Origin of the sequence: Rossellomorea aquimaris (assembly GCF_008180865.1) — a bacterium.
Lineage (GTDB): Bacteria > Bacillota > Bacilli > Bacillales > Bacillaceae_B > Rossellomorea > Rossellomorea yichunensis.
This window is the reverse complement of the sequence record NZ_VTEX01000002.1, coordinates 703,924-728,081: the sequence shown is the minus strand read 5'-3', so window position 1 is coordinate 728,081 and position 24,158 is coordinate 703,924. Positions and strand designations below refer to the sequence as shown.

27 protein-coding genes are annotated in these 24,158 nt (G+C 45.3%); 18 read left to right on the top strand and 9 right to left on the bottom strand.

Annotation, left to right across the window (positions count from 1 at the left end):
- Positions 1–127 precede the first annotated feature (127 nt).
- The 11 genes from FZC88_RS11215 (at position 128) to FZC88_RS23995 (ending at position 10,482) form a co-directional block, all read left to right on the top strand.
- Positions 128–895, top strand: a complete 768-nt coding sequence (locus tag FZC88_RS11215) for a 3-hydroxyacyl-CoA dehydrogenase (protein ID WP_148994922.1) — start codon at positions 128–130, stop codon at positions 893–895.
- 183 nt (positions 896–1,078) lie between these two features.
- Positions 1,079–3,127: a sigma-54-dependent Fis family transcriptional regulator gene (locus tag FZC88_RS11210; protein WP_148994921.1), complete on the top strand. Its 2,049-nt coding sequence runs from the start codon at positions 1,079–1,081 to the stop codon at positions 3,125–3,127.
- Between the two features lie 176 nt (positions 3,128–3,303).
- Positions 3,304–4,827, top strand: coding sequence for a class I adenylate-forming enzyme family protein (locus tag FZC88_RS11205; RefSeq protein WP_148994920.1), 1,524 nt, complete (start codon positions 3,304–3,306; stop codon positions 4,825–4,827).
- 33 nt (positions 4,828–4,860) lie between these two features.
- Complete coding sequence (locus FZC88_RS11200; protein WP_148994919.1) at positions 4,861–6,006, top strand: acyl-CoA dehydrogenase family protein; 1,146 nt, start codon at positions 4,861–4,863, stop codon at positions 6,004–6,006.
- A gap of 36 nt (positions 6,007–6,042) precedes the next feature.
- Positions 6,043–7,197, top strand: a complete 1,155-nt coding sequence (locus tag FZC88_RS11195; protein WP_148994918.1) for a thiolase family protein — start codon at positions 6,043–6,045, stop codon at positions 7,195–7,197.
- A gap of 62 nt (positions 7,198–7,259) precedes the next feature.
- The gene (locus tag FZC88_RS11190; protein ID WP_148994917.1) at positions 7,260–8,375 is read left to right on the top strand and encodes a CaiB/BaiF CoA transferase family protein; all 1,116 of its coding nucleotides are present in this window, start codon (positions 7,260–7,262) and stop codon (positions 8,373–8,375) included.
- 118 nt (positions 8,376–8,493) lie between these two features.
- On the top strand, positions 8,494–8,889 hold the full coding sequence (locus FZC88_RS11185; protein ID WP_148994916.1) for a VOC family protein: 396 nt from the start codon (positions 8,494–8,496) through the stop codon (positions 8,887–8,889).
- Between the two features lie 55 nt (positions 8,890–8,944).
- Positions 8,945–9,097, top strand: coding sequence for a hypothetical protein (locus FZC88_RS24000; protein ID WP_187443588.1), 153 nt, complete (start codon positions 8,945–8,947; stop codon positions 9,095–9,097).
- Positions 9,098–9,293: 196 nt separating this feature from the next.
- Positions 9,294–9,539, top strand: coding sequence for a hypothetical protein (locus FZC88_RS11180; protein ID WP_262371834.1), 246 nt, complete (start codon positions 9,294–9,296; stop codon positions 9,537–9,539).
- A gap of 61 nt (positions 9,540–9,600) precedes the next feature.
- Positions 9,601–10,281 carry an MBL fold metallo-hydrolase gene (locus tag FZC88_RS24795; RefSeq protein WP_148994915.1) on the top strand — a complete coding sequence of 227 codons (681 nt, stop codon included), beginning with the start codon at positions 9,601–9,603 and terminating at the stop codon, positions 10,279–10,281.
- Between the two features lie 15 nt (positions 10,282–10,296).
- Entirely contained in the window at positions 10,297–10,482 is a 186-nt protein-coding gene (locus tag FZC88_RS23995) for a hypothetical protein (protein ID WP_187443587.1), read from the top strand.
- On the opposite strand, the gene FZC88_RS11170 is transcribed toward FZC88_RS23995, so the two are convergent.
- Positions 10,467–11,435 carry a helix-turn-helix transcriptional regulator gene (locus FZC88_RS11170; RefSeq protein ID WP_148994914.1) on the bottom strand — a complete coding sequence of 323 codons (969 nt, stop codon included), beginning with the start codon at positions 11,433–11,435 and terminating at the stop codon, positions 10,467–10,469. The two genes, FZC88_RS23995 and FZC88_RS11170, sit on opposite strands and share 16 nt — an antisense overlap.
- A gap of 111 nt (positions 11,436–11,546) precedes the next feature.
- On the opposite strand from FZC88_RS11170, the gene FZC88_RS11165 reads away from it, so the two are divergent.
- Positions 11,547–12,380, top strand: a complete 834-nt coding sequence (locus tag FZC88_RS11165; RefSeq protein ID WP_148994913.1) for an SDR family NAD(P)-dependent oxidoreductase — start codon at positions 11,547–11,549, stop codon at positions 12,378–12,380.
- A 118-nt stretch (positions 12,381–12,498) separates the two neighbouring features.
- Positions 12,499–13,206, top strand: a complete 708-nt coding sequence (locus tag FZC88_RS11160; RefSeq protein WP_148994912.1) for a YwaF family protein — start codon at positions 12,499–12,501, stop codon at positions 13,204–13,206.
- Positions 13,207–13,287: 81 nt separating this feature from the next.
- Here the strand turns inward: FZC88_RS11160 and FZC88_RS11155 are convergent, their stop codons facing one another.
- The 3 genes from FZC88_RS11155 to FZC88_RS11145 form a co-directional block, all read right to left on the bottom strand.
- The gene (locus FZC88_RS11155; protein WP_148994911.1) at positions 13,288–15,030 is read right to left on the bottom strand and encodes an ABC transporter ATP-binding protein; all 1,743 of its coding nucleotides are present in this window, start codon (positions 15,028–15,030) and stop codon (positions 13,288–13,290) included.
- A gap of 622 nt (positions 15,031–15,652) precedes the next feature.
- Entirely contained in the window at positions 15,653–16,252 is a 600-nt protein-coding gene (locus tag FZC88_RS11150; protein WP_148994910.1) for a dienelactone hydrolase family protein, read from the bottom strand.
- Positions 16,253–16,352: 100 nt separating this feature from the next.
- Positions 16,353–16,679: a YnfA family protein gene (locus tag FZC88_RS11145; protein WP_148994909.1), complete on the bottom strand. Its 327-nt coding sequence runs from the start codon at positions 16,677–16,679 to the stop codon at positions 16,353–16,355.
- A 148-nt stretch (positions 16,680–16,827) separates the two neighbouring features.
- Here FZC88_RS11145 and FZC88_RS11140 point away from each other — a divergent pair, with 148 nt between their 5' ends.
- Positions 16,828–17,196 (top strand): YkvA family protein, encoded by a 369-nt coding sequence (locus tag FZC88_RS11140; RefSeq protein ID WP_148994908.1) that lies wholly within the window; start codon positions 16,828–16,830, stop codon positions 17,194–17,196.
- A gap of 90 nt (positions 17,197–17,286) precedes the next feature.
- Here FZC88_RS11140 and FZC88_RS11135 read toward each other — a convergent pair whose 3' ends face one another.
- The 3 genes from FZC88_RS11135 to FZC88_RS11125 form a co-directional block, all read right to left on the bottom strand.
- Positions 17,287–17,943, bottom strand: a complete 657-nt coding sequence (locus FZC88_RS11135) for a DUF3885 domain-containing protein (protein ID WP_148994907.1) — start codon at positions 17,941–17,943, stop codon at positions 17,287–17,289.
- A gap of 31 nt (positions 17,944–17,974) precedes the next feature.
- Positions 17,975–18,166, bottom strand: a complete 192-nt coding sequence (locus FZC88_RS11130; RefSeq protein WP_148994906.1) for a hypothetical protein — start codon at positions 18,164–18,166, stop codon at positions 17,975–17,977.
- A 288-nt stretch (positions 18,167–18,454) separates the two neighbouring features.
- Positions 18,455–19,237 (bottom strand): CPBP family intramembrane glutamic endopeptidase, encoded by a 783-nt coding sequence (locus FZC88_RS11125; RefSeq protein WP_262371833.1) that lies wholly within the window; start codon positions 19,235–19,237, stop codon positions 18,455–18,457.
- A 134-nt stretch (positions 19,238–19,371) separates the two neighbouring features.
- On the opposite strand from FZC88_RS11125, the gene FZC88_RS11120 reads away from it, so the two are divergent.
- Both FZC88_RS11120 and FZC88_RS11115 read left to right on the top strand, forming a co-directional pair.
- A complete protein-coding gene (locus tag FZC88_RS11120; RefSeq protein WP_148994905.1) occupies positions 19,372–19,986 on the top strand; it encodes an HAD-IA family hydrolase in 615 nt (204 codons plus the stop codon).
- A 199-nt stretch (positions 19,987–20,185) separates the two neighbouring features.
- Complete coding sequence (locus tag FZC88_RS11115; protein ID WP_148994904.1) at positions 20,186–20,755, top strand: CBO0543 family protein; 570 nt, start codon at positions 20,186–20,188, stop codon at positions 20,753–20,755.
- A 4-nt stretch (positions 20,756–20,759) separates the two neighbouring features.
- Here the strand turns inward: FZC88_RS11115 and FZC88_RS11110 are convergent, their stop codons facing one another.
- Positions 20,760–21,701 carry a nucleoside hydrolase gene (locus tag FZC88_RS11110; protein WP_148994903.1) on the bottom strand — a complete coding sequence of 314 codons (942 nt, stop codon included), beginning with the start codon at positions 21,699–21,701 and terminating at the stop codon, positions 20,760–20,762.
- Between the two features lie 179 nt (positions 21,702–21,880).
- On the opposite strand from FZC88_RS11110, the gene FZC88_RS11105 reads away from it, so the two are divergent.
- A complete protein-coding gene (locus FZC88_RS11105; protein ID WP_148994902.1) occupies positions 21,881–22,525 on the top strand; it encodes an SDR family oxidoreductase in 645 nt (214 codons plus the stop codon).
- A gap of 46 nt (positions 22,526–22,571) precedes the next feature.
- On the opposite strand, the gene FZC88_RS11100 is transcribed toward FZC88_RS11105, so the two are convergent.
- A complete protein-coding gene (locus tag FZC88_RS11100; RefSeq protein ID WP_187443586.1) occupies positions 22,572–23,534 on the bottom strand; it encodes a nuclease-related domain-containing protein in 963 nt (320 codons plus the stop codon).
- Between the two features lie 409 nt (positions 23,535–23,943).
- On the opposite strand from FZC88_RS11100, the gene FZC88_RS11095 reads away from it, so the two are divergent.
- The gene (locus tag FZC88_RS11095) at positions 23,944–24,141 is read left to right on the top strand and encodes a nucleic acid-binding protein (protein ID WP_148994900.1); all 198 of its coding nucleotides are present in this window, start codon (positions 23,944–23,946) and stop codon (positions 24,139–24,141) included.
- The last annotated feature ends 17 nt before the right edge of the window (positions 24,142–24,158 follow it).

Sequence of the window (24,158 nt, the reverse complement as noted above, 5' to 3'; positions counted from 1 at the left end):
TTCAGTGTCCAATGTGTCCTTATTCTGGACAGTTTGGGACCTCCTCCCGTTATAAATACGGCCAAATCAAGCTTGGCACAATTCTTGCAATTTAAAAGTTGAATAGATAAAAAAGGGAGGCCATTCAATGAAAATCAGTGAATCAATCGCCATCGTGACAGGCGGAGCGTCAGGGCTAGGGGAAGCGACAGTGAGGCAGATCATCAAGGAGGGCGGGAGAGCAGCCATATTGGATTTATCCGATAAAAAAGGCCAATCGCTAGTGGAAGAACTGGGAGAAAGAAGTATGTTTGTCAGGACCGATGTAAGTAGTGAGGAGGAAGTTTCCCACGCTATTCAAAAAGCTGTGGAGTCTTTCGGAAGTATTAATACGGTTGTCAACTGTGCAGGCATCGCAATTGCATCCAAGCTGATATCACGAAAAGGCATTCATTCTCTCGATACGTTTTCGAAGGTGATATCGATTAACTTAATCGGCACATTCAATGTGATCCGATTGGCAACGGAACAAATGGTGAAGAATGAACCGGGCGAATTGGGTGAGAGGGGTGTCATCATCAATACGGCATCGGTTGCTGCATTTGAAGGACAGATCGGACAGGCAGCCTACAGTGCCTCGAAAGGTGGAGTTGTCGGAATGACCCTCCCGATCGCAAGGGAACTTGCTTCGTACGGTATCCGGGTGATGACGATCGCGCCAGGTTTGTTTCATACGCCAATGTTTGAATCGTTACCGGAGGAAGCAGTTGAATCACTTGGAAAAATGGTTCCATTCCCTAAGCGTCTGGGGCATCCTGATGAATATGCCCAATTGGTGGGAAGTATCCTGACAAACCCGATGCTGAACGGGGAGACCATCCGTCTAGACGGTGCCATTCGCATGCAGCCGAAATAATGGGATACTAAAAGTAGATAGAATGCGAGATCAGGGTTTCAAATCCTCTGATCTTTTTTGTTTTGCTTCCCATTATTTTTTCATTGTACCCAATAAGAAATTGAAGAAGTGACCTTTATTACCCAAAGCTTTATAATAAAAGTAACAGATTGAATTTTCAGACTTTAACAAAGGGGGATTGTAATGATTCAGTTCCGGGATATGGTCACGCCGGTCGATTGTGTGATGACGGAAGATACTACATTAAAAGACGCCATTCTTATCATAAAGGAAAAGAAGTGGAACCTCCTGCCGGTTACAGACAGTGATCGGAACCTTCAGGGTGTGTTCACACGCAGCGGATTATACCAAATGATCCTGGACCAGATGCCGCTTGGTACACCGATCAAAGCTTACATAAAAACGGATACACGAACGATTCGGATAGATACGCCTTATCACGAAATCGAGGAGCTGGTGAAAACCAGCAAGGCGGGAACGGGGATTGTCCTTGATGAGGAAGGCAAAGTGATGGGATTACTGACCAAAACAGAAATGGTGATGACGTTATTGAAATCAGCCAATACCTTAAAGGATCAGCTGGAAACCATCTTGATGCATTCGGGTGTGGGCGTATTGATGACAGATGAACAGTTACAGATCATCTATGCTAATGAAGCGTTTTTGAAGATCACGGGACGCACCATCGACTCCATTCATTCTCACAATCTTCAGGAAGTATTTCCAGGCATGAAAATAGAAAACCATGGACATCACCATGATGAAACGTATCAATGCATCCTGCATATTTCGACCTATGAAACCGTGAACCATAAGCAAGGAAAAATCATTCTTTTCCAGGATATTTCTGAAATTGAAAAGATGGCTGAGGAGCTGCAAACGGTCAAAAAATTGAAGCTCACCATTGAAACGACATTAGAGCATGCGTATGATGGCATCTTGATGACGGATGAACGGAATACCATCACAATGGTGAGTCCACCATTACTTGAACTTTTCAACCTCGAGAAGACAGAGGTGTTGCATCGGGATGTGGACAGTGTGCTGCCCCAATTGAAACTTCGGAATGTCTTTAAGACGGAAACAGCTGAAATCAGTGATTTTTACGAAAGGCAAGGCATTAAATATATTGTGCACAGAATTCCGATCAAGAAGGATGGCAGGGTCATCGGTGCCATCGGGAAAGTGATGTTCCGTCAATTAAATGAGGTAAGCGAGCTGTTTAAGAGGCTGCAAAAGGCTGAAAACAAGGCAAGCTTCTACCACCAGCAGCTGCAAAGATCCGAAGCAGCACGGTTCACCTGGGATCACATACTCAGTGAATATCCTTATATGGAAAAATTAAAGAAAAGTGCGGCCAAAGCAGCGAAGGGCAGGTCGACTGTGTTGCTTAGAGGGGAAAGTGGGACAGGAAAGGAATTGTTCGCACATGCCATCCATAACAGCAGCGCCCGAAGCGAGGGCAAATTTGTCATCGTCAACTGTGCAGCGATCCCTGAGGATTTGCTTGAATCTGAGTTTTTCGGGTATGAGGAAGGTGCTTTTACTGGAGCGAAGCAGCGCGGAAAAGTCGGGAAATTTGACCTGGCCAATGGGGGAACGCTGTTTCTCGATGAAATCGGGGATATGTCGATTGCGCTTCAGGCCAAGCTGTTACGAGTTCTGCAGGAGCGTGAATTTTATCGGGTCGGGGGAAATGAACGCATCAAGGTAGATGTGCGGATCATTGCGGCAACCAATCGGAATCTTGAGAAAATGGTGAAGGAAGGGGAATTTCGGGAGGATCTCTACTACAGACTGAACGTCATCTCCTTGAATATTCCACCATTACGTGAACGTGTTCATGATGTGGAACATCTCACCCATAAGCTCATGATTGATCTCAATTCCATGCTTGGCACGAGCATCACCGGCATTTCTGCCCAAGCGAACACAGCGCTACTTCAATACGACTGGCCGGGAAATGTACGGGAACTTCGAAACGTACTTGAGCGTGCCATGACGTTTGCCGAGCATGGAAATATACAGGTGGAAGACCTTCCGGATTATCTGGTCTCGAAGGTTTCAGAACCACCGATGCCGACCGTCAGTCTTGCAGAGGATGCGGAAGTTGGCGCTATTAAAAAAGCCCTGAATCAATCAAATGGAAACAAAGCACAGGCAGCCAGGCTACTTGGGATCAGTCGTTCAGGATTGTATGATAAACTGAAGAAGTACCAGCTGTCCGTATAGAACGGGTAAGCCGTTCGTAGAAGCTGTCCAAATCAAGGTGTCCAATTTCTGGACACCTTGATTGCTATTCCATCGTATGATCCCTATGATTTCCTTTTTCTGAAAGTTGGCACAATTATTGCATAAATAAGAATGAATGCGTTTTCAAATATTTGATCAATAGGGGGAAATGGATAATGGATATCGGTTCTTATTTAGCACAAAATGCGAGAAAGAAGCCGGAGAAGCTGGCGGTTGTATGTGAAGGAAGAACTTATACGTATAAGCAGTTGAACGAAGAAGTGAATAAACTGGCCCATGGTCTTTTTGGTCTCGGGATCCGTAAAGGTGACAAGATGGCACTGATGATGAAGAATTCTGATCAGTTCGTGCTTGCTTTCTTTGCAGGTGCCAAGATCGGGGCGGTGATCGTGCCTGTCAATTTCCGTCTGACGTCATCGGAGGTTCACTATATTTTCGAACAGTCCGAATCGGTTGTCGTCTTCTGTGACGAAGAATTCGAGGAGACCGTCACTTCTGCCAGGGAAGGTACACATGTCCTGCATGTGATTACAACGGGAACTCCGAAAACAGTGGGGCATCATTCATTCGACCGGGTACCCGTTTCGAATACAGAGGATCCGTCAGTTCAAGTCAGGGACGATGACGATCTGGAAATCTTATATACATCCGGTACGACGGGAAGACCTAAAGGAGCCTTATTCGATCATAAGCGGGTATTCAATGTCGGGCTTACGATGATGATCAGCATGGGCATCAACGAAAGAGAGAACTTCCTTCATATTGCGCCGTTGTTCCATTCCGCCCAGCTGAATCTGTTCCTTCTCTCAGGGGTCGTACTGGGAGCGACCCATGTCATTCACAGGGATTTTCATCCGGTGAAGACCCTTGAAGCGATACAGGAGCATAAGATCACCCACTTCTTTGGGGTGCCTGCCATGTATACCTTTATGCTCCAGGTGCCAAATGCCGCAGATTATGACCTGTCTTCGATTAAACGTTGTGGATATGGTGCAGCACCGATGGCCCCTGAGGTTGTCCGGAAGAGCATCGAATTGTTCAAGACAGACCAGTTTTATAATCTTTGCGGGTTGACTGAAGCGGGACCAGGAGGAATCCTGTTAGATCCGGAGGGCCATAAAGCTCATCTTGGAAAAGGTGGAAAAGCCGCATTCTTGACCGAAGCTAGAGTGGTCAATGAGGAAGGGAAGGACATTACACCAGGTGTGGTCGGAGAGTTCATCCTTAAGGGTGAGTCGATCATGAAGGAATATTATAGGAAGCCCGAGGAAACGGGGAAAACCCTGAAGGATGGCTGGCTGTATACGGGGGATCTCGCGACTATTGATGAGAAAGGCTACATCACCCTAGTAGACCGGAAAAAGGACATGATCATTTCAGGCGGGGAAAATGTGTATTCCATCGAAGTCGAGGAAGTCCTTTATGAGCATCCTTCCGTGCTTGAGGCCGCAATCATCGGGCTTCCTGATGAAACGTGGGGAGAAGCCGTCTGTGCTGTCATCGTACCGAAACAGGGTGCAAGCATTGATGAACAGGAATTGAAAAGCTTCTGTCGTCAGAAGCTTGCAGGCTACAAGATTCCAAGAAGAATCTTTGTGGAAGAAGCCCTGCCGAGAAATGCTTCCGGGAAAATATTAAAATTTCAGCTGCGCCAGTCTCTAAACGGAGTCAAACAATAACTAAAATGTGATTTTCATAGAGGAGAGGGTAACATGGAACACCTATATTTAACAGATGATCACGACATGTTCAGACGGTCATTACGGAAGTTTTTAGAAAAGGAAGCGTATCCTTACTACGATCAATGGGAGGAGGAGCGGATGATTCCCCGCTCCTTCTGGACGAAGATGGGTGAGCAGGGCTATCTCTGCCCGGATATCGAGGAACAATATGGTGGGAGTGAAGTGGACTGGGGATTCTCCGTCATCATCAACGAAGAGATAGAGCGAGTTGGGTCCGGTCTTGTTGGCATCGGGCTTCATAATGATATTGTGGTTCCCTATCTCACAGCTTATGGAACGGAAGAGCAGAAACAACGCTGGCTCCCTAAATGCGCGACGGGGGAAACCATTACGGCCATTGCGATGACAGAGCCGGGAACAGGGTCCGATCTTGCGAATATCAAGACAACGGCTGTACTTGAAGAAGATCACTATATCGTCAATGGTGCCAAAACCTTCATCACCAATGGGATTCACTCGGATCTGATTGTGGTCGCCTGTAAAACGGATCCAAAAGCGAGCCCGAAGCATAAGGGGGTCAGCCTGCTGGTGATCGAGGGGGATGCTCCCGGTTTATCACGGGGAAGGAAGCTGAACAAAGTAGGACTCCACTCTCAGGATACGGCGGAACTCATTTTCGAGGACTGTGTCGTACCGAAAGAAAACCTGCTTGGAGAAGAAGGGAAAGGCTTCGTTTATTTGATGGAAAAGCTCCAGCAGGAACGCTTACTCGTGGCCATTGCCGCACAGACGGCATCGGAAGTGATGCTGAACCAGACCATCGATTATGTTAAAAGCCGTGATGCTTTCGGAAAGCCGGTGAGCAAATTCCAGAATACTCAGTTCAAAATCGCGGAAATGGCGACAGAAATCGAAATGGGCAGGGCCTTCCTTGATCAGCTGATTGCTGAGCATATCGCAGGGGAAGATATCGTGACGAAGGTGTCCATGGCCAAGTGGAAGCTGACCGACAGTGCCAAGAAAATAGCAACCGAATGCATGCAGCTCCATGGGGGATATGGATATATGGAAGAATACGAGATTGCGAGGAGATTCCGGGATATTCCGGTTGCGAGCATATACGCAGGAACCAATGAAATCATGAAGACGATTATTGCGAAGAACTTAGGTTTATAGAGTACGGGATTTCAAAAGCAGAAAGGAAGATGAAACATGCGTGAAGTGGTCATTGTTGAAGGTGTGAGGACACCTGTAGGAAGAAGGAAGGGGTTATTAAAGGATATCCGCCCCGATGATCTGGCGGCACAGGTCCTTGAAGAGGTGGTCAAACGGGCCGGGATTGATCCTGGACTCGTGGAAGATGTGATTCTTGGCTGCGTGTCTCAATCAGGGGAACAGGCAGGGGATATTGCCCGTGTATCTGCTTTGATAGCGGGCTTTCCGATAGAAGTACCCGGGACCACCATTGACCGCCAGTGCGGCTCGAGCCAGCAGGCTGTCCATTTTGCCGCACAGGCGATTTTAGCAGGGGACATGGATGTCGTGATCGCAGGCGGCGTGGAGAATATGTCCAGAGTACCGATGGGATCCAATTATGGGGATGCCGTCCCGTTTAGCCCGAAGCTAAAAGGACGCTACGAAATCATCCATCAAGGATTATCAGCCGAACGGATTGCGGAGAAATATGGATTTACCCGAAAGGAACTCGACGAATTCTCGGCCGAAAGCCATCGCCGGGCGTTGAAGGCACAGGCTGAAGGACATTTCAAAAAGGAGATCATGCCACTTCAAGTCACTGATGAAAATGGGGAAACCACCACTGTGAACGAGGACTCGGGTCCAAGGGAAGGGACGACTCCAGACGTTCTTGCCGGATTGAAGACGGTCTTCAAGGAAGACGGTGTCATCCATGCAGGAAACGCGAGCCAAATCAGTGACGGGGCAGCCGTCCTTCTATTGATGAGCCGGGAAAAGGCAGAGGAACTGGGCTTGACCCCACGCTTCAAGGTTCATACACGAGTGGTTGTCGGCTCTGATCCTACCTTGATGCTGACAGGACCGATCCCGGCAACCGAAAAAATACTGAAAAAGTCAGGATTGACGCTTGAAGATATTGATGTATTTGAGGTCAACGAAGCCTTTGCCTCTGTCCCACTGGCCTGGCTCAAGGAAACAGGAGCGGATCCTGAGAAACTAAACCCGAATGGCGGAGCGATCGCCCTCGGTCACCCACTCGGTGCAAGTGGGGCACGCTTGATGCTTACCATGATGCATGAGCTTGAAAGAACGGGAGGCCGTTATGGATTACAGACCATGTGCGAAGGCCATGGAATGGCGAATGCCACCATCATTGAGCGGCTCGGTTAAGAATGAAATCCTGTTCCGGGCACGAATGAGCAGGTTCAAACAAGGAGGTGTGATATCCGACCATGCTGAAGGGCATTCAAGTAATCGACTTTACCAACTATATACCTGGACCTTTTACCACCCTGCGGCTTGCGGAACTTGGAGCGGAAGTGATCAAGGTAGAATCCCCGGAAGGAGATCCGGCAAGACATAATGGAAACGGCTTGGTGTTCAACGCTCATAACCGTGGCAAAAAAAGTATCGTCTTGAATCTAAAACAGGAAGAAGGGAGAAAGATTGCCCTTGACCTGATCGAAAAGGCTGATGTGCTCATTGAAAGCTTCCGGTCCGGTGTAATGGAAAAGCTTGGTCTTGGTTACAAAGAGGTCAGGAGCATCAATCCTGCCATAGTCTACTGCTCCATCACTGGCTATGGGAACAGTGGGAAGATGTCTCAGCTCGGAAGTCATGATTTGAATTATATGAGTGTGAGCGGGGCCCTTGCACAGCTGAAGGACAAGAGCGGAAGACCGGTTCATCCGAGCCATACGTTTGCCGACTATATCGGCGGATTAACCGCAAGCGAAAGGATCCTGGCCGGACTTGTGGCGAGGGGGATATCAGGAGAAGGAAGCTATCACTGCGTTTCCCTTGCGGAGAGCATGGCTTCCTTGATGACCAATCATGTCCTGATTGAAAAGGAAACAGGATACCCACATGGTGTTCAGGTATTAAACGGTACCGTGATTTCATACGGGCTGTATGAAACGAAGGATAAGGGATTTGTCAGCCTCGCCGCCCTGGAGCCGAAATTTTGGCGGAACTTTTGTCAGGCTCTTGGCAGGGAGGACTGGCTGTCAGCACACTACTCGAAGCCGGATACGGAAAATCCCGTATACTGTGAACTGGTCGATTTGTTTAGGAACAAAACACGATCGGAGTGGTCCGGGTTTGGCCAGGAAGTGGACTGCTGTCTTACCCCGGTTTTGGATGCGGGAGAACTTGTTGAATACCCTTTTTATAAAGAAAAGGGATTTGTTACAAGGGACGGGCAAGTGGACATGTACGGGGATTTGAATCGAGGGGCTGCCACACCCCCTCCGGAAAAAGGGGAACAGACCAAAGAGGTTCTGCGGGACTGGCTTGACGTCACGGATGAGCGGATACTGTATTGGGAGAAGAAAGGTATAATTGGATGAATAGATTAAGAGAAGATTCCATCTTGAGTTTGATGGGATATTTTGAAAAAAAGAAGGGTTTCTCCCTGTGATAACGAAATGATTATAGTGAATGATAGAATCTAGGGAGGTATGAACAATGGGAAGAATGGTACATTTCGAAGTGCACGTGGATGAAATGGAGAGAGCAAAGACGTTCTATGGAGAAGTATTCGGCTGGAAGTTCGAAGACTGGAGTGAATTCGCCGGAATGCCTTACTTTGGTGCGGTTACAGGGGATGAAAATGAGATGGGGATCAATGGTGCGTTGATGCAGCGTCAAAGTCCTCCACCAGAACCGAATCAACCGATGAACGGCTATTCGTGTACGATGGGTGTGGAAAATTATGATAAAACGGAGAAACTGATCCTTGAACATGGGGGCAAGGTTGCCTTACCTAAGTACGCCCTGCCTGGTATGGCTTGGCAAGGTTACTACATAGATACGGAAGGTAATGTATTCGGGATTCATCAGCCTGATAAGGATGCGAAGTAGGATCATTATAGATTGATAAAAACGATGTTGCCTGACCCGCCGTGGGTCAGGCAACATGTGTGATTGGATGGCGATTGAATCATCCGTACTGGTCATGACCGGGCTAAATGATGGAAATACAGGAATTGACATGGCGCGGGATATCTATCGGAATCTGCCAGATGGAAGACCGGAGAAGATGGCAGAGGTTGTGAAAGAGATTGAATAGGTGAGAAAACAGACGTCCTTGAGAAAGGGCGTTTTATTTATGGTTGAGTTCATCTGATGTGGTAAAATAAGGATGAATTCTAGGAGTCTAAGCAATTTTATAAAGATAATTGGGGAGTATGCATTGAAATGGATTCATCTATCTTATCCCTTATCTCGAAGACATTGTTTACAAAAGAGGAAAAGAGGGATCAACTGTGCTGAAAAAATCAAGAAAAACGTTAAGCATCATCGTTCTGGCACTATCACTCTATGGATTGATTTCAAATAATAATGATTTACTTCCTTTTACCATGGCTGGGTTGGCGGTCCTCATGGTAATCATGGGAGCAGAAGATCTTCAGAAAGATCGGAAATCGTATCGAAGTTATCTGTTTTTTGGAGTAGCCGCTTTCTTACTCATGGTTTTCATACAAGGTTTTATATACCGAGTAATCCCATAAAAGGAGGATTCTACCTAATTGATGAATTGTTTAACGTGGAAGTCTGGAGGGGGGAGTGAAAGTGGATTATCTATTAGAACAGGTGAACAATCAAATATTTGTGTTTGCGGTTTGGGATGTTGAATGGAATACATATACGAATGCATACTTTATTCAGGAGGATGCTGGATTGACAGTGGTCGATTCATGTAAAGAGGGTCACTCGGTGTTTCTCCAGCACGCCTTAAACAAAATCGGGAATACGGCTAACGATGTAAAGCGGATGCTCGTTACCCATGGTCATGAGGATCATGTGGGAGGGGTGTCGCTATTCGCTGAGGCAATGAAAGTCATTCATGCTGATGAGACTTTCACGGCTGCGTCTTCCATCAGCAGGGAGCTCTTTGATAGGGGAACGATAGGGAATTTTGAATATACCAAAGTCGGCTATCATTCTCCGGGTTCTGTTATTTTCTTTCATCGGACAACCAGAACAATATTCACGGGTGATTTCCTCTGTTTCTTTGGGGACCCTTTGTCGGAAGGAGGGCTTGTTTCAAAAGGGGACGACCTTAGACAAGCCTGGATTGAATACCTTCAATGTGGTGGGGTTTCAAAAGGGGACTTACCGCAATTTCTGACTGGATTAAGAACTATGAAGGAATATGATCCGGACGTGATGTGCACAGGACATGGGGGAGTGTTAGTGGGAGATCTGGACGTGTTCCTTGATGAGTTAATCTCTATTGGAGAGAAGAGATGAAAAAGGAAGGGAAGGGTGGAAGTAGAGATGCCCAACCCTTCTTTTTTCAACGGGATACTTTTTCTTCCGGGTTCTAAGGTCAGTAAATACATGAAGGCAATGGAGTCATCAATACCAGGGTCGGCAAGTGAAATGGTGTTAATCATGGGAATTCTGTATTCGATTTTCTATAACGTATCTGAGGATTATTCCATTCCTTGATAAAATGAAACGGCAGCCTCAGCCATCTCAAGGATCTTTTCCTTCAGGCTTTTGGGGTTTATTACCTTAACCTGGTCGGCAAACCCCAAAAGATATCCCTTTGCTTCTTCTTCTGTATCAAACGAAAGGGTCACGGGTATCCAGGATGGCCCATTTCGTTCTCCGACTTCAAGGACCCGGGCAAATCGACCGGTAAATGTGAGTCTAGATAAAACCTTTGGCGAGACCTCGACATTCACTTCATAAGAGGGAAGTTTCTGAATGAAGGATCGGGCAGAGGAGGACCAGTACTGAGCAAGGTCGAATCCCTTAGGTCTCTCAAACGTTTCGTCCATAAGGTCGGCTGAGTGGATGCGGGACACTCTGTAATTTCGGATATCACCGTTTTGTTTAGTTCCAACGAGATACCAGAGGTCACCTTTCGCTACGAGCCCGAGTGGTTCAACTAAGCGGTCATCCGTTTCCCCATCGGCACGTTCGTAAGTGATTGATAATTTGATTTCCTGAAATATCGCCTCTTTGATGATTTCAAGTGAGGCAGTCTTGTCTTTCTGCTTTCGCCAGGAGCTTGTGTCGAGATGGATCCGGTTCCAAACATCCTTCGCGTTCTCACGGTAAGTGGCTGGGAGGGAGGCGATGAGTTTATTCCTTGCTTCTTCGGTAGTGCGTGTCAGACCGAGGTCCTCGAGGAGATGAACTGAAGGTGAAACGAACAGAGCACGGATTTCCGTTTCCTTCAACCCGGTCAGATCCGTCTGATAGTCTTCGAGTAAGGACCATCCCCCGTTTTTCCCGCGCTCTGCCACCACGGGGATCCCTGTTCCGCTCAGTGCGTCCATGTCCCTGTAAATCGTCCGCTCGGAAACTTCCAATCTCTCTGACAGTTCTTTTGCGGTCATTTGGCCGTGTGTTTGTAATAATAAAAGAATGGACACCAGTCGGTCGCCTCTCATTTTTTCACCTTTTTTCTGAATGGATTAGTTTTATTTAATTAAATATGACAGTTGGTGTCAAGAATAGGATCGTATAATGAACGTATCTTGTAGATGAAAGGAATGGGTTATATGAAATCACTGACTGGTAAGGTTGCACTTGTAACGGGAGGAAGCAGGGGGGCAGGACGCGCGATTGCCGTTGAATTGGGAAAAGCCGGAGCGACGGTATATGTCACGGGACGCAGCACAAAAGAAAATTCCACGCAAAACTTTCCTGGAACGATCGACGACACGGCTTCACAAATAGAAGAAGCTGGTGGGGAGGGTATTGCAGTCCGTTGTGATCATACGATCGATTCAGAAACAGAAGCGGTCATCAAGCAAATCCGTGAAGAACAAGGCAAGTTGGATATTCTGATCAATAATGTGTGGGGAGCCCATGACATCGGAGTGAATCCGGGATCGTTCTGGGAACTGCCCCTCGCCAATTGGGATACGATGTTCACGGCCGGTGTACGGGCTCAACTGGCTACGAATCACTTTGCCATCCCGTTGCTCCGTGAGAATAAAGAAGCTCTCATCATTCACACGACTTTCTGGGATGATGGCAAATACACGGGGCAGTTCTATTATGATCTGGCGAAGAATGCACTGGTGCGAATGGCGTATGGACTTTCAGAAGAACTAAAAGCAGATCATATTGCGGTCCTTGCCGTTTCGCCAGGATTCATGAGGACAGAGCTTGTACTCGACCATATGGGAGTTGACGAAGAACATTGGCAAGAATCTGAAGACTTAAGGAAATCGGAGACCCCTTATTATGTTGGACGTGCCATCACGGCGCTCGCGATGGATCCAGGGGTGATGGAGAAGACGGGTCACGTGTTGAAAGCCGGAGACCTGGCGAAGGAGTACGGATTCACGGATGTGGATGGACGTTACATTCCGCCGTTTACGATGTAGGATGGGGGTCCCCCTTTAAAAGGGGGCTTTTTCAATTTGTAAACGGCATTCTTAATCAACCTATAAGCCGAATAGACTATTCATGATAACCACTTTCAAAAGGAATAGGGGTGGCATGATGTTTTCGGTGACAGAGATGCGTACGTTCGAGTTATTTTCTGTTCCACATATTGCTGTGCTTTTATTGTTTGTGGCTTTATCGTTTATGCTTGTTTACTTTAAACGCTTCCTGAAGAGGTATCAGGCATACATGAAGGGGACGTTATTCTGGATGTTGGTCCTGTCAGAAGTGTCGTGGCACATCTGGCTCGTCGCAACAGGGACTTGGGAGGTGGGGGATCTGCCTCTGCAGCTATGTTCAGTCAGTACTTTTATCGCGATTTATTTATTCCTGAAGCCGAATCAGAAGGCATTCTATCTGCTGTTCTTTATTGGTTTTCTTCCTCCGATCTTAAGCATGGTAACACCTGAAATGGCATATCAATTTCCTCACTTTCGCTTTCTTAAATACTTCCTTCACCATGGAGCCATTGCGTGGTCCGTCCTATATTTCATCGTGTATGAGGGATACCGGGTGCCAAGAAAAGCTGTATGGACCGGCTTCCTGATGGTCAATCTTCTTGCCCTGCCGATCTTCTTTCTTAACCTTCTTCTCGACACGAATTTCTTCTACTTAGCCAATCCGACGGAATCTAAAACGATCCTTTCCTTTTTCGGTTCGGGTGTCATGTATTATATCACTCTGGAAATTGTGGCACTTGTGGTGTTTTTCGTGACGTATCTTCCGATGGGGATGCTTATGAAGAGGGAGAGGTTGAATGGGTAACCCTTTTCTGATTTCTTTTCGGTGGAAGTGAAATAAGTGAATCTGAAAGGATCTCCCACCATTCCGGTAGGAGAGCCTTCTTTAAACTTGAAACTCAAACTGCTTCGAATACAGTCTGGAATATGGACCTTCTTGTTTTAGTAATGCTTCATGGGTCCCTTCCTCAACAATCTTTCCATCTGACAAAACCACAATTCTTTCAGCGTTTCGGATGGTCGATAAACGATGGGCGATCACGAGCGTCGTTCTTCCCTTTGCCAGTGACTCCAGGGATTCCTTGACGATGCTTTCGCTTTCGTTATCCAGGGCACTCGTTGCTTCATCGAGAATGAGGATGGGCGGGTTCTTCAAGAAGACACGGGCGATACTGACCCGCTGTTTCTGTCCTCCGGATAATCGCACGCCACGCTGTCCGATCTCGGAATGATACCCTTGTGGCAAACGTGTTATGAATTCGTGGGCGTTCGCCTGCCGGGCAGCCATCATCACTTCTTCGTCTGTCGCTTCCGGATGCCCGTAGCGGATATTATCCATGACGGTTCCTGAAAAAAGGTACACATCCTGCTGCACGATCCCGATGTTGCTTCTAAGGAACTTCAAGTCCATGCCTTTCACATTTTCACCATCTACATAAATCCCGCCAGCCGTGACGTCATAAAAGCGCGGGATGAGGGAGGTAAGTGTCGTCTTTCCGGCTCCGGATGGTCCAACGATAGCTGCGTATTCACCTGGAAGAATCTCCAGAGAAAGATCTTTGAATACCGGTTCTAAGGACGAGTCGTAATGAAATGATATGTGTTTCAATGAAATGTGTCCCTTCACGTTAGAGAGAGACTTTGCTTCAGGCTCATTCTCGATGACCGGTTTTGTGTTCATGATTTCCATGAACCGCTGAAAACCTGTGATCCCCTCCTGGAATTGCGTACTCATATGAGTGAGCCTCTGGATCGGTTCGATCATAAAGCCTATATACAGCAGAAAGGTGATCAAATCAGGCAGGTCCAGGGACGCATTCACAATCTGAATGGATCCGAAGATGACGATGGTGATCGTAATCAGTTGAATGAATGCTTCCGTCCCGTTATAGAAGTAAGCTTCTGCACGATAGGTTCCCTTCCGGCTCTCCAGGAATCGTTGGTTCTCCCGGTTGAATTTACTGATTTCAAGAAATTCATTGGCAAACGACTGAACCACGCGAATACCGGATAAGGAATCCTCCACCTGGGCATTGATATCGCCAATCCGTTCTTTGTTATCCGTCAACGCCCGGTTCAGCCTCTTATTGAAATAAAGCGAAAAGAAACCGAGGACCGGAAAGAAACAGAAGACGGTAAGGGTAAGAGGAGCATTGATCCAGAACAGAATCACAAACGCTCCAATAAAACGAACGAGGTATTTCACATAATCTTCAGGACCGTGATGATAAAGCTCCGATACCATTAAGAGATCATTGGTCACCCGGCTCATCAACCGGCCCGTCTTCTCTTTATCATAAAAGCTGAAAGAAAGCTTCTGCAGATGAGCGAATAATTCGCCTCTCATATCGGTCTCCATTCGTGCCCCGATCTCATGCCCCTTGTAGTCCACAATATAATTGCCGATATTTTGGGCGATCACAAGAAGAATCATCAAAACGCCGACCCAAAGGACATCGGTAAAAACCGTGGAAAGACTACCGGCCAAAACATCCTTCGTCACATAACGAACAAGCAACGGAAAAACGAGAGTCAGGGAAGACGTAATCAACGCACAGAACAATACAATAAGAAAAATCGAACGATACGGTTTGTAATACGAAAGAAATTTTTTCACTGGAAATGACATAATATACCCCTTTATGTGTTAGTTCACAAAACACATATAAGGGGGAAGACCGTCAACGTTAAAAAGGTGTTCCACCCTTATATGATTGTACGGTTACCATAGCAATGTTTCTCATGAAAACAGCCTCCTTTAGTTTCGATATATTCATTGTATGATGGGGATGAAGAAAAATAAAGTTAATTTTCTGATAATGAAAGTGAATCATGTGCAAAGAACAAATGGATAAATACTTTCATCACAAAGTATCCAGTTTTGATTCAAATCTCTATATAAAGGTTGAGGGTGAATGGGTGACGGAGTGGAAGGGGGGAACGCAAAATGGTGAAAAGGTACAAATTCAATTACTAAAGGCAAGGGTATACACCTAAAGTGGCGGCCCTCCATTCCCCATACCTGAAACGATATGAATCAGTCATGATTACGGTACAGAACAGATGCGAAAACAAAAAGAAGATTTTTAGAGAAAGAAGAGATAGTAGAGAACAACAACAACGCGCGTGTGACGGGAGCGCGTTGGGATTGTTTCCGTGACCTGAATAATAGATCTAAAACCAGAAATGGGCTGTCGATCATTTAGAACTTGTATGATGTTTTTGTCAGAAAAAAAGAGTAATAGACCAAATTAACCCTTCCAAACATCCAAAAAATCTATGATTCTATCCTTTGTCTTTTGTGCGGATTCTTTATGAAAGTTTGACGAATAGGGGTCACTGAATCCATGTTTACCGCTATATTTCTGAATGTCGATGTGCTTTCGTCCTAATGCCGCAATGACTTCGTCCACCTGAAAGGAGGGTTCTTCTTCTGGGAAAAACAACATGGTTGGACACATCGGTGTGACCTCCAAATAGTTTCTAATGCGTGAACCGTAGAAGCCGATGACACCATCAACCTTTTCATATTCACTGCATAACCAGGCAACCGTTGCCCCCACACTGAACCCTATGATCACGACTCGTTTGTATTCCCGTCGATAGGTTGAGAGAATGGCCTTTATTTTTTCTGACGACTGTTCAAAGCCTATGTGCTCTATGAAATGTTGGAAAGCCATTTCTTCTTGAGAATAATCAAAAGAATATCCTTTTTCTAATAGATCCGGGCAGATGACGTCATTTCCCAGTTCTGAGATGAATTTGCAAAAGCTTTGTATATGCTGGTTGATTCCGTAAATTTCGTGAAGTACTATGACGAGTGTACTGGAGTTTTGTTCAAGTTGAAACATGTTAACCCCTCATATTCTTAAATATATTATTAGGAAGAGGAGGCGCGGAAGGGAAGGACCTTCTACATGCATTTTTATTACTTCCCGGAAACGTGTTTGTCTACTGCCTTGGACCAAGCAGCATCACACCAACCCCAACCAAACAAATCCCGGCACCAACCCAGTCATACACATCTGGAGTCTTCTTATCAATTCCCCATCCCCATAGGACGGACAGCACAATGAACACCCCGCCATAAGCAGCGTAGACCCGGCCGAATGAAGGGAAGGACTGAAAGGTAGCGATGACTCCGTACAGGGCAAGGGCGATTCCGCCTGCAAGTCCCCAAGAGATTGGCTTCCCTTCCCGTAGCCATAGCCAGATGAGGTAGCCTCCGCCGATTTCTGCGATCCCGGCAAGGACGAATAAGATGACAGCGTTAAGCATGTGGATCACTTCCTATATAAGTTTATGTACTTGGATTATAACGTACTTCGATGCCTAAGGTTTAAAACTCACCTTTCCAAACATTTGTCTATTTCCACCAAACCTTCTACAATATAAAGAACAAGAGATGGTTGGAGGTGGAAGTAAAATGGATAACACCGAAAAGCATTATTCAGAGGAAAAGTTTTGGGATAAGTTGAAAAGGTACGGATTGAAGGCGGGACATTCCGTCGTGTATACGGCGCTGCTCCTTTATTTTGTCCTGCAAAAGCCGGATGTTCCGAAGAAGTCGAAGATGATCATCATCGGGGCACTCGGGTATTTCATCCTTCCGACGGATTTTATTCCCGATATGGCCGTAGGAGTTGGTTTTACAGACGACTTAGGTGCCTTGGGTCTTGCGTTATTGCAGGTGGCCATGTATATCGATGATGAGGTGAAAGCGAAGGCCAAGGCGAAGTTGAGTGACTGGTTCGGGGAAGATGTGGATACGTCTGAGGTTGATGGGAAGTTGTAGGGAGATCCTTTGGAAGAGAATCATCCCTTTGCTCCAAAATAATAGGCGCCTGGGTCTGATGAGTTCCCTTTTCAGACCAAGCGCTTTTTTTTATTGGTTATTCATCATGTCATCAATCTGTACCCGGTCATAATCTAATATCCAATTATTACATTCTCTGTATAGGGAACGCAGGTCCTCTTTATCAGACGCAATGATGTCGCAACCACGGTCATCATATAGATGAAAAATCATCTTTCGTGTGACATTCACGAAGTAAATATCTATACCCGCGTGTTGGGAACCTTTTAAAAGTTGAGTCGGATGGGGGAAGTCCTCGCAGGAAATCGCCATTAGGAGTGGTTGATATCGGATATCATGCTTTTGACAAGGCAGGATGAACCGATGTGTGACCATGTTTTCATCTTCTTCTTTAATATGGAAGAGCTCATAAAAAAGCTTGTACCTAGTGTCTTTACGCCTGACATATTTCTGATACACTTTTGTGGGTCTATTCTCAAGAAAACGGTCATCCTTCATGGTATGAACATCCGTAATAAGAAGGATATCATCTGAATCCTTGAATACCTGGTCGAATAGACGAGTGGTTCGATCCTTTATTTGCTTCAGGTTCCTCTTGTTCAAATGATTCACGCCAGGAATGGATATTTCAAAGCGCAGACCATATTTAGATGAATAAAATAGGGATGGCCGAAGCACTAGACCGTCGAAATGATTTTGCATAAAAGGGTATAATTTATTCTGCATACAAGACTCCTATTGAAATGATTGATATGGATCATACATTGTCCAGCGTCTTCTTTTCCTCTTTTTTTTCATATTTTTTCGTAAAGTAAAACGTAAGGATTACCCCGAGTACCACTAAGCCGATACAAACAGATAGAGGGAAGTCCCAACGTGCATAGAGGACCGTCGAAGCCCCGATGATCGTGATCCATTCGAAGGCTAAGAAGGATTTAAGGTATTTCATTGGATGCGCTCCTTTTGTTCCATATTTTTTTATTGGAGGTAGATTAATATTCATCTATTACTTTTCATCGAATAAATCCTCGTCCCCTGTGGTTCTTTGGTTCCATGCTTATCTTCGAGGAATTGTTGATGCCGTCCCGAACGGCTCTTTCGATAACCAGATAGAAATTTAGTAAACTGACTAGTGCCCCCAGAATCATGAATGGGATCTCCATACTTACACCTTGTATATTTTACTCCAATTCTATTCTTTGAACCTTCAAGCCAGGTACAGTGTGGATTAATTCCACTAATTTATCCACCCATTCAACACCATCCCCACATTCATCACCATATGAAAAACGATCGAAGGGTAGATGCTATCGGTCTTTAACACCACGATGGCATAGAATAGTCCTCCGAAAGAAAAGAGGAGGCTGAGTAGCAGCGGGATTCCGATGGATAAATGTAACAAACCGAACCCGAGGCTTGTGACCGTGACGGCATATAGGACGGATACGTTTCGTTTCAACGATGATAGCATGACGCCTCTCCAGATAAGCTCTTCCAGTGTAGCGTTAAGGATGGTAAATCCTATAGCGAATAGGAATAATGTTTTCACCTCACTGACTTCGGGTGACCATATGAGTGGGATGAAGATGGTGCTTGATCCCGCCAGCCCAATCAGTAAGAATGAGGGCAATGATATGGTATGGGAGGGCATGGAGATACGCCTTCTCCAATTCGGGAACACAGTGAAGAAACGGATCTTTTCTTTTGATATCAAGTGTGAAAGTGCTAATGCCAACAGAATAAATAGAAGAAAACTTCTGTTCAACAGGATTTTCGTTTCTTTTGAAACATCCCACTCGTTGATCCAGCCGGTTACAAGTTGAAACAACAGTAACCCGAGCAGGAAGAAGAGGAATAGGGAAATGACGGACCGGTTCTTTTTAGGAGAGAGATAGAGAATGAATAGGCCCAGTAGAGGAAGCAATCCCCAATCGAATACTCTATATGAAAGAAGGGTGATGCCTGAGAAAAACAGGGCGGCCGAACTAATAAGGAAAATCAATTGCTGTGAACGGATCATCAAGCCCCCCTTTTGTTATCCTTGAAAATATTTTAGCATAATTTTCCTTTTTATATGAACTCTTTTTTACATTGTAATGGCGAGTGATTTTCTTGTGGTAAAATAAGGATAGTTTTATAAAAGGGGGAATGATCATGTACAAACATATCATTTGGGACTTCGATGGCACACTTTTTGATACATATCCCGTGATGGCGGGGAGCTTCAAGGAAACGCTTGATAGTCATGGATTCGAAGAGCCGTTAGAGGAAATTACGAAACAGATGAAGGTATCGATCACGTCTGCTCTGAAACACTATGAAAAAAAGTATGGGATTGGGAAAGAGTTCGTCACAGCCTACGACTCCCGCAGAAAAGAAGTGGAATTCGATTTGTCCAAGCCCTTTGAAGGAATCGTGGAGCTTTGTAAGCATATTCATGAAACGGGCAGAAAGAATTATTTGTATACTCACAGAGGAGAGTCTTCGATCAAGATGCTGGAGAATTACGGGCTGACGGGCTATTTTTCCGACTTCATCACCTCTCAACACGGGTTTGAGCGAAAGCCGAGTCCGGATGCCATCCAGCATTTGATTCGAACCCATCATATCGATCTTTCTGAAGCGATCATGATCGGGGATCGGGATTTGGATTTGGAAGCGGGGAAGAATGCCGGGATCAGCTCCTGCTTTTTTACGGATAAGATGGAAGAGAATCCTTATGCTGATTATGTTGTGACGAGTGTGGAAGAATTGTATTCGATCATTTGAGGGTTGAACTACGATGATTTTTTGTGGTTGAGTTCATTTGCTGCAGTGAGTGACAAACTTAAGTGAGCCGAGCAGGAAGCATCGGTGGTTAACAAGAAAAGCGGGTCGTCCTAAGGATGACCCGCTTTTTATACGGGAAGACATAATCGGTCATTTTCATGCTCATACTATAGCATATACGTTTAAAGGAGCGAGTACCATGACTGAATCCCAGCAGACCATGCTTGGCCGTTTAAAAGAGATCCAGGAGAATCAAACTGACATGTGGACCAGCTACTGGCAGCAATATTCGGATTTTGCCACCTGGCCATTTTGGGTGTTGGCTGCATTGTTTATTCTCCCACTGATTGTGCTATTTTTAATGTTGGATAAGCGAAAAGCCCTTCTTTTAGGGTTCTATGGTTATAATGTTCATGTTTTCTTTACATACGTAGATGCCATAGGAGCCAACATGGTGAAGTGGTTTTATCCATATAAAATTTTCCCGTTGCTAGCGAGCTCGGTTTCATTGGATGTGTCCGTAGTCCCGGTTTCCTATATGCTCATGTATCAATTTACATTAAATCGTCATAAAAATTACTACCTGTTCATGTTTCTGCTCAGTGCAGTCTTTGCATTTGCTTTCAAGCCATTGCTTGTTGCGATAGGTTTGTTTGAGATGAGTAGGGGGACGAATTATTTCACCTTATTCATTGGATACGTAGTTGTCGGTCTGATTGCGAAGTGGATCACGAATGTCTTTGTTTACTTTGAAAAGAAAGCTCATTGATCTTTCAGGGTCTCCCGTCTGCCTTTCCCATGACATTGATAAAATCTTCGACAAACATTGGATAGTCCAATTCAAGGTAGATGTTGATGTTTTTTTCAGCCGGCTTGGAAGTGGGCCTGAAATCTGCGATGGACGTTCCCATTCCTGTTCCCGTGGTCAAGATGTTGATCTCTCTTCTGATGGACTTGCCCATTTCCGGGTTCGCCATCAGCGATAGGGTCACGACATCATGCATGGGTGCACCGTTTATTCCAGGAACGAGCTTCTTATAAGCATCAATATAGTACTCCATGACTTCATCCATGATTTCAATCAATGGGTTATCTGACATCTGCTGGATATAACGGATTTGGTCCATGGTGATGATGGCTTTGTTCGAGACATTCAAGGGAACGACGAAAAGGTTGTTCAGATCCCTGACCACCACCTGTGACGCAATGGGATCTCCATAGAAGTTCGCTTCTGCAGAGGGGGTAACGTTTCCAGGAACCAAAAAGGCGCCGCCCATAATGTAAAATTCCTTGATTTCCTCGACGATCTTTTCACCTAATAAGTGAAGGGTGGCAAGGGATGTGTTTCTCCCCACGTCAACTATGGTGATATCGTCCTGTTCCTTGATGATTTTGAAGAGTTCTGAGAAATTGGTCAGTTCACCAGATATGCTCTCAGGAGGTCTGATGGGTCCGAGCCCTTCCTGCCCGTGAATCTCAGGGTAGTAAGTTGGGATTTCCCCTGATGATGGACTATTGGTTCCGCCGATGATCGGGACATCCTCTCGTCCGGCGAGCTTGAGCAAGTAGGCAATATTATCCGTTGCCTGCTCTTTTGTTGTGTTCCCATAGCTGGACACGATAGCGAGTACCTTGATGTCGGGGTTCAATAAGGCGTACATGATGGCAATGGAATCATCAATGCCTGGGTCCGCAAACAAAATGATTTTCTTCATCGGACATTCTCCTAATCAATTATGATGTATTTATATAACGTATCAATGGAAAAAAGGGATTATGCCTTTGAATGGAGTCTATTTATATGAAACTACTGCCCAAACAGAAGATTTGTCATCATTCACGAAACATGTGATGATGAATTCATATCAAATTTATCGGATAAGGAGATGAGGATATGAACGTAGCAGTAGTAGGAGCGAACGGACAAATCGGGAAGCAAGTGATCGGGCTCTTAAAAGAAAGCAGCGAGCATACGCCAAGGGCCATTGTGAGAAAGGAAGAGCAGGCCCGGGCCTTTGAACAGGATGGGGTCCAATCTTCACTGGTGGATTTGGAGGGAACGGTGGACGAGATTACACATGGTCTGAAGGGTGCAGATGCCGTGGTATTTACAACCGGATCCGGTGGCAAAACGGGAGCGGATAAAACATTGCTCATCGATTTAGACGGAGCGGTCAAAACGATGGAGGCGGCCAAACAGGCAGGAATCGACCGGTTCATCATGGTGAGTGCCCTGCAGGCTCACAATCGTGAGAACTGGAACGAGTCCTTAAAGCCGTATTATGTGGCAAAGCATTTTGCCGACCGTGCACTGGAACAGAGCGGATTAACCTATACCATCATCCGGCCTGGCGGTTTGTTGAAAGAAGCGGGTAAAGGGAAGGTGACCGCAGGAGAGAATCTATCAAGAGAGTCGATTCCACGTGAAGATGTAGCGGCCACGATCGTAGCGAGCCTGGACGAAGAGCGTACATTTAATAAGGGCTTCGATTTGATTTCAGGTAATGATGGAATTGAAGAGGCTGTTCGGAACGTATAATGGAGAAGAAGGAATGATCATCCTGAGGGTGGTCATTCTTTTTTTTCTAAAATGATTGGGTGTAGAAGACTCCTTTTTTTGATCCATTCATGTTGAGGGATTGAAGGATAGTGGCAGCTGTTCTCCGTGAAGGAAGCAGAAGGAAATCCCTTAATTCCCGATTGGTGATAGTTGGTTTGATTAATAGGAAGTAGTCGTCAATGGCTTGGAAGTGAGCGGTTTTGGATGAGTGGCGGCAGTGGGGACAATACCAGGTACCGGTCATTCTGGTCATGACTCTTGTGCATTGTTCACAGAGAACCCCTTTTATCAGGTCTGCTTCTTGTAATTGATAGGTGGTCAGGACGGATGAATGGTGTTCTTGATGCTGATTTAATAGAAGTCTTTTAGTTTTTTTGAGATCAATGATTTCATTTTCTTCCCCATTGTATTTTGCATTGAGTTTGCTGATTTCACTGACGAGATTTTGGGCATGAATCATTTTGTCGTATGGGGAGATGAGTCTGTGACCGTCAGCCATCCTCAGAATGGTTGACGGGTTGCTGAATACTACGAGGAATTCAATGGGCGGGCACGGAAGTTTGTTGTTATAAAACCATTTTTGCAGGAACAACATCTGACGTTTCGCCTGTGTAATCGGATCGGGGTAACCGGTTTCGATACCATGGTAATGTTTAGAAAGTTGATTGAATTCCGGGTCAATCGTCAGGGTGCCGGCGATGTTCTTTATTTCAATCGGTAGTGAATAGTGTGGAGTCACAATAAGGCTATCAATCTGAAAGTAATCCGGTGCAAGGGGGAGTTTCAGGTCGTTGAATATCATGTACTTCTTGTCTGTCAGAAAACTTAAGTGATAATCCACGGCTTTTTCTCCGTTGTATCCCGCTTTTCTTTTCTTCAGATCCTTTTCGATGATGGGGCGTTTCGGATGGTCTGGAGGTTGCAGCCTTCTTAAGATGGCCTCGGTTTGGATAAGTTTGCGAGGGAGGGTTCTTACTTTTACGATCAAGGGATCACTCCTTTGTTGGGTTGTTATAGAAAAGTTCTCCATTTTGAGTGGAAATCCTGCTTTTGGGGTTAAATTATTGTTGTTTCATCGATTTTAGACGTGAAAAAAGTTGTAGTGAGGGGCTTATCGAGGTTTTTTCTTCATGTAAGGATTTTATGAACCAGTTTTCACTACTTATGATCCGGTTTTTGAATATATGACCCGGTTTCCACATTTATGATCCAGAATCCTGAAATGTGATCCACTTTTTCATTTTATGACCCCTATGTCGAATTTCCTGGATTTTAGAACTGAATCATACCGAAAGAAGAGTGACCTTCGTGAGGATGTCATTCTTTTTTTGGGAAATTAATGATTGTGATTAGTATCCTATTTTGAAATAATTGGTAGTAAGACTAGGGGGAATTAAATGAACTGTACTCATTGTAATAATGAAATGGTAAAAGGATGTGACGTCAATGTGGAAGGTGTCATATACGGGATAAAGATAAGTAAAAAACGTAAAGGTTTATTCAATAAGGTGTCGGCAAAACCGAAAGCAGCCGTTTGTTCGAACTGCGGCTATGTGGCTTTTTATATTGATGATTTTAAACAATTCAGAGAGTAGAAATATGAATACATAAC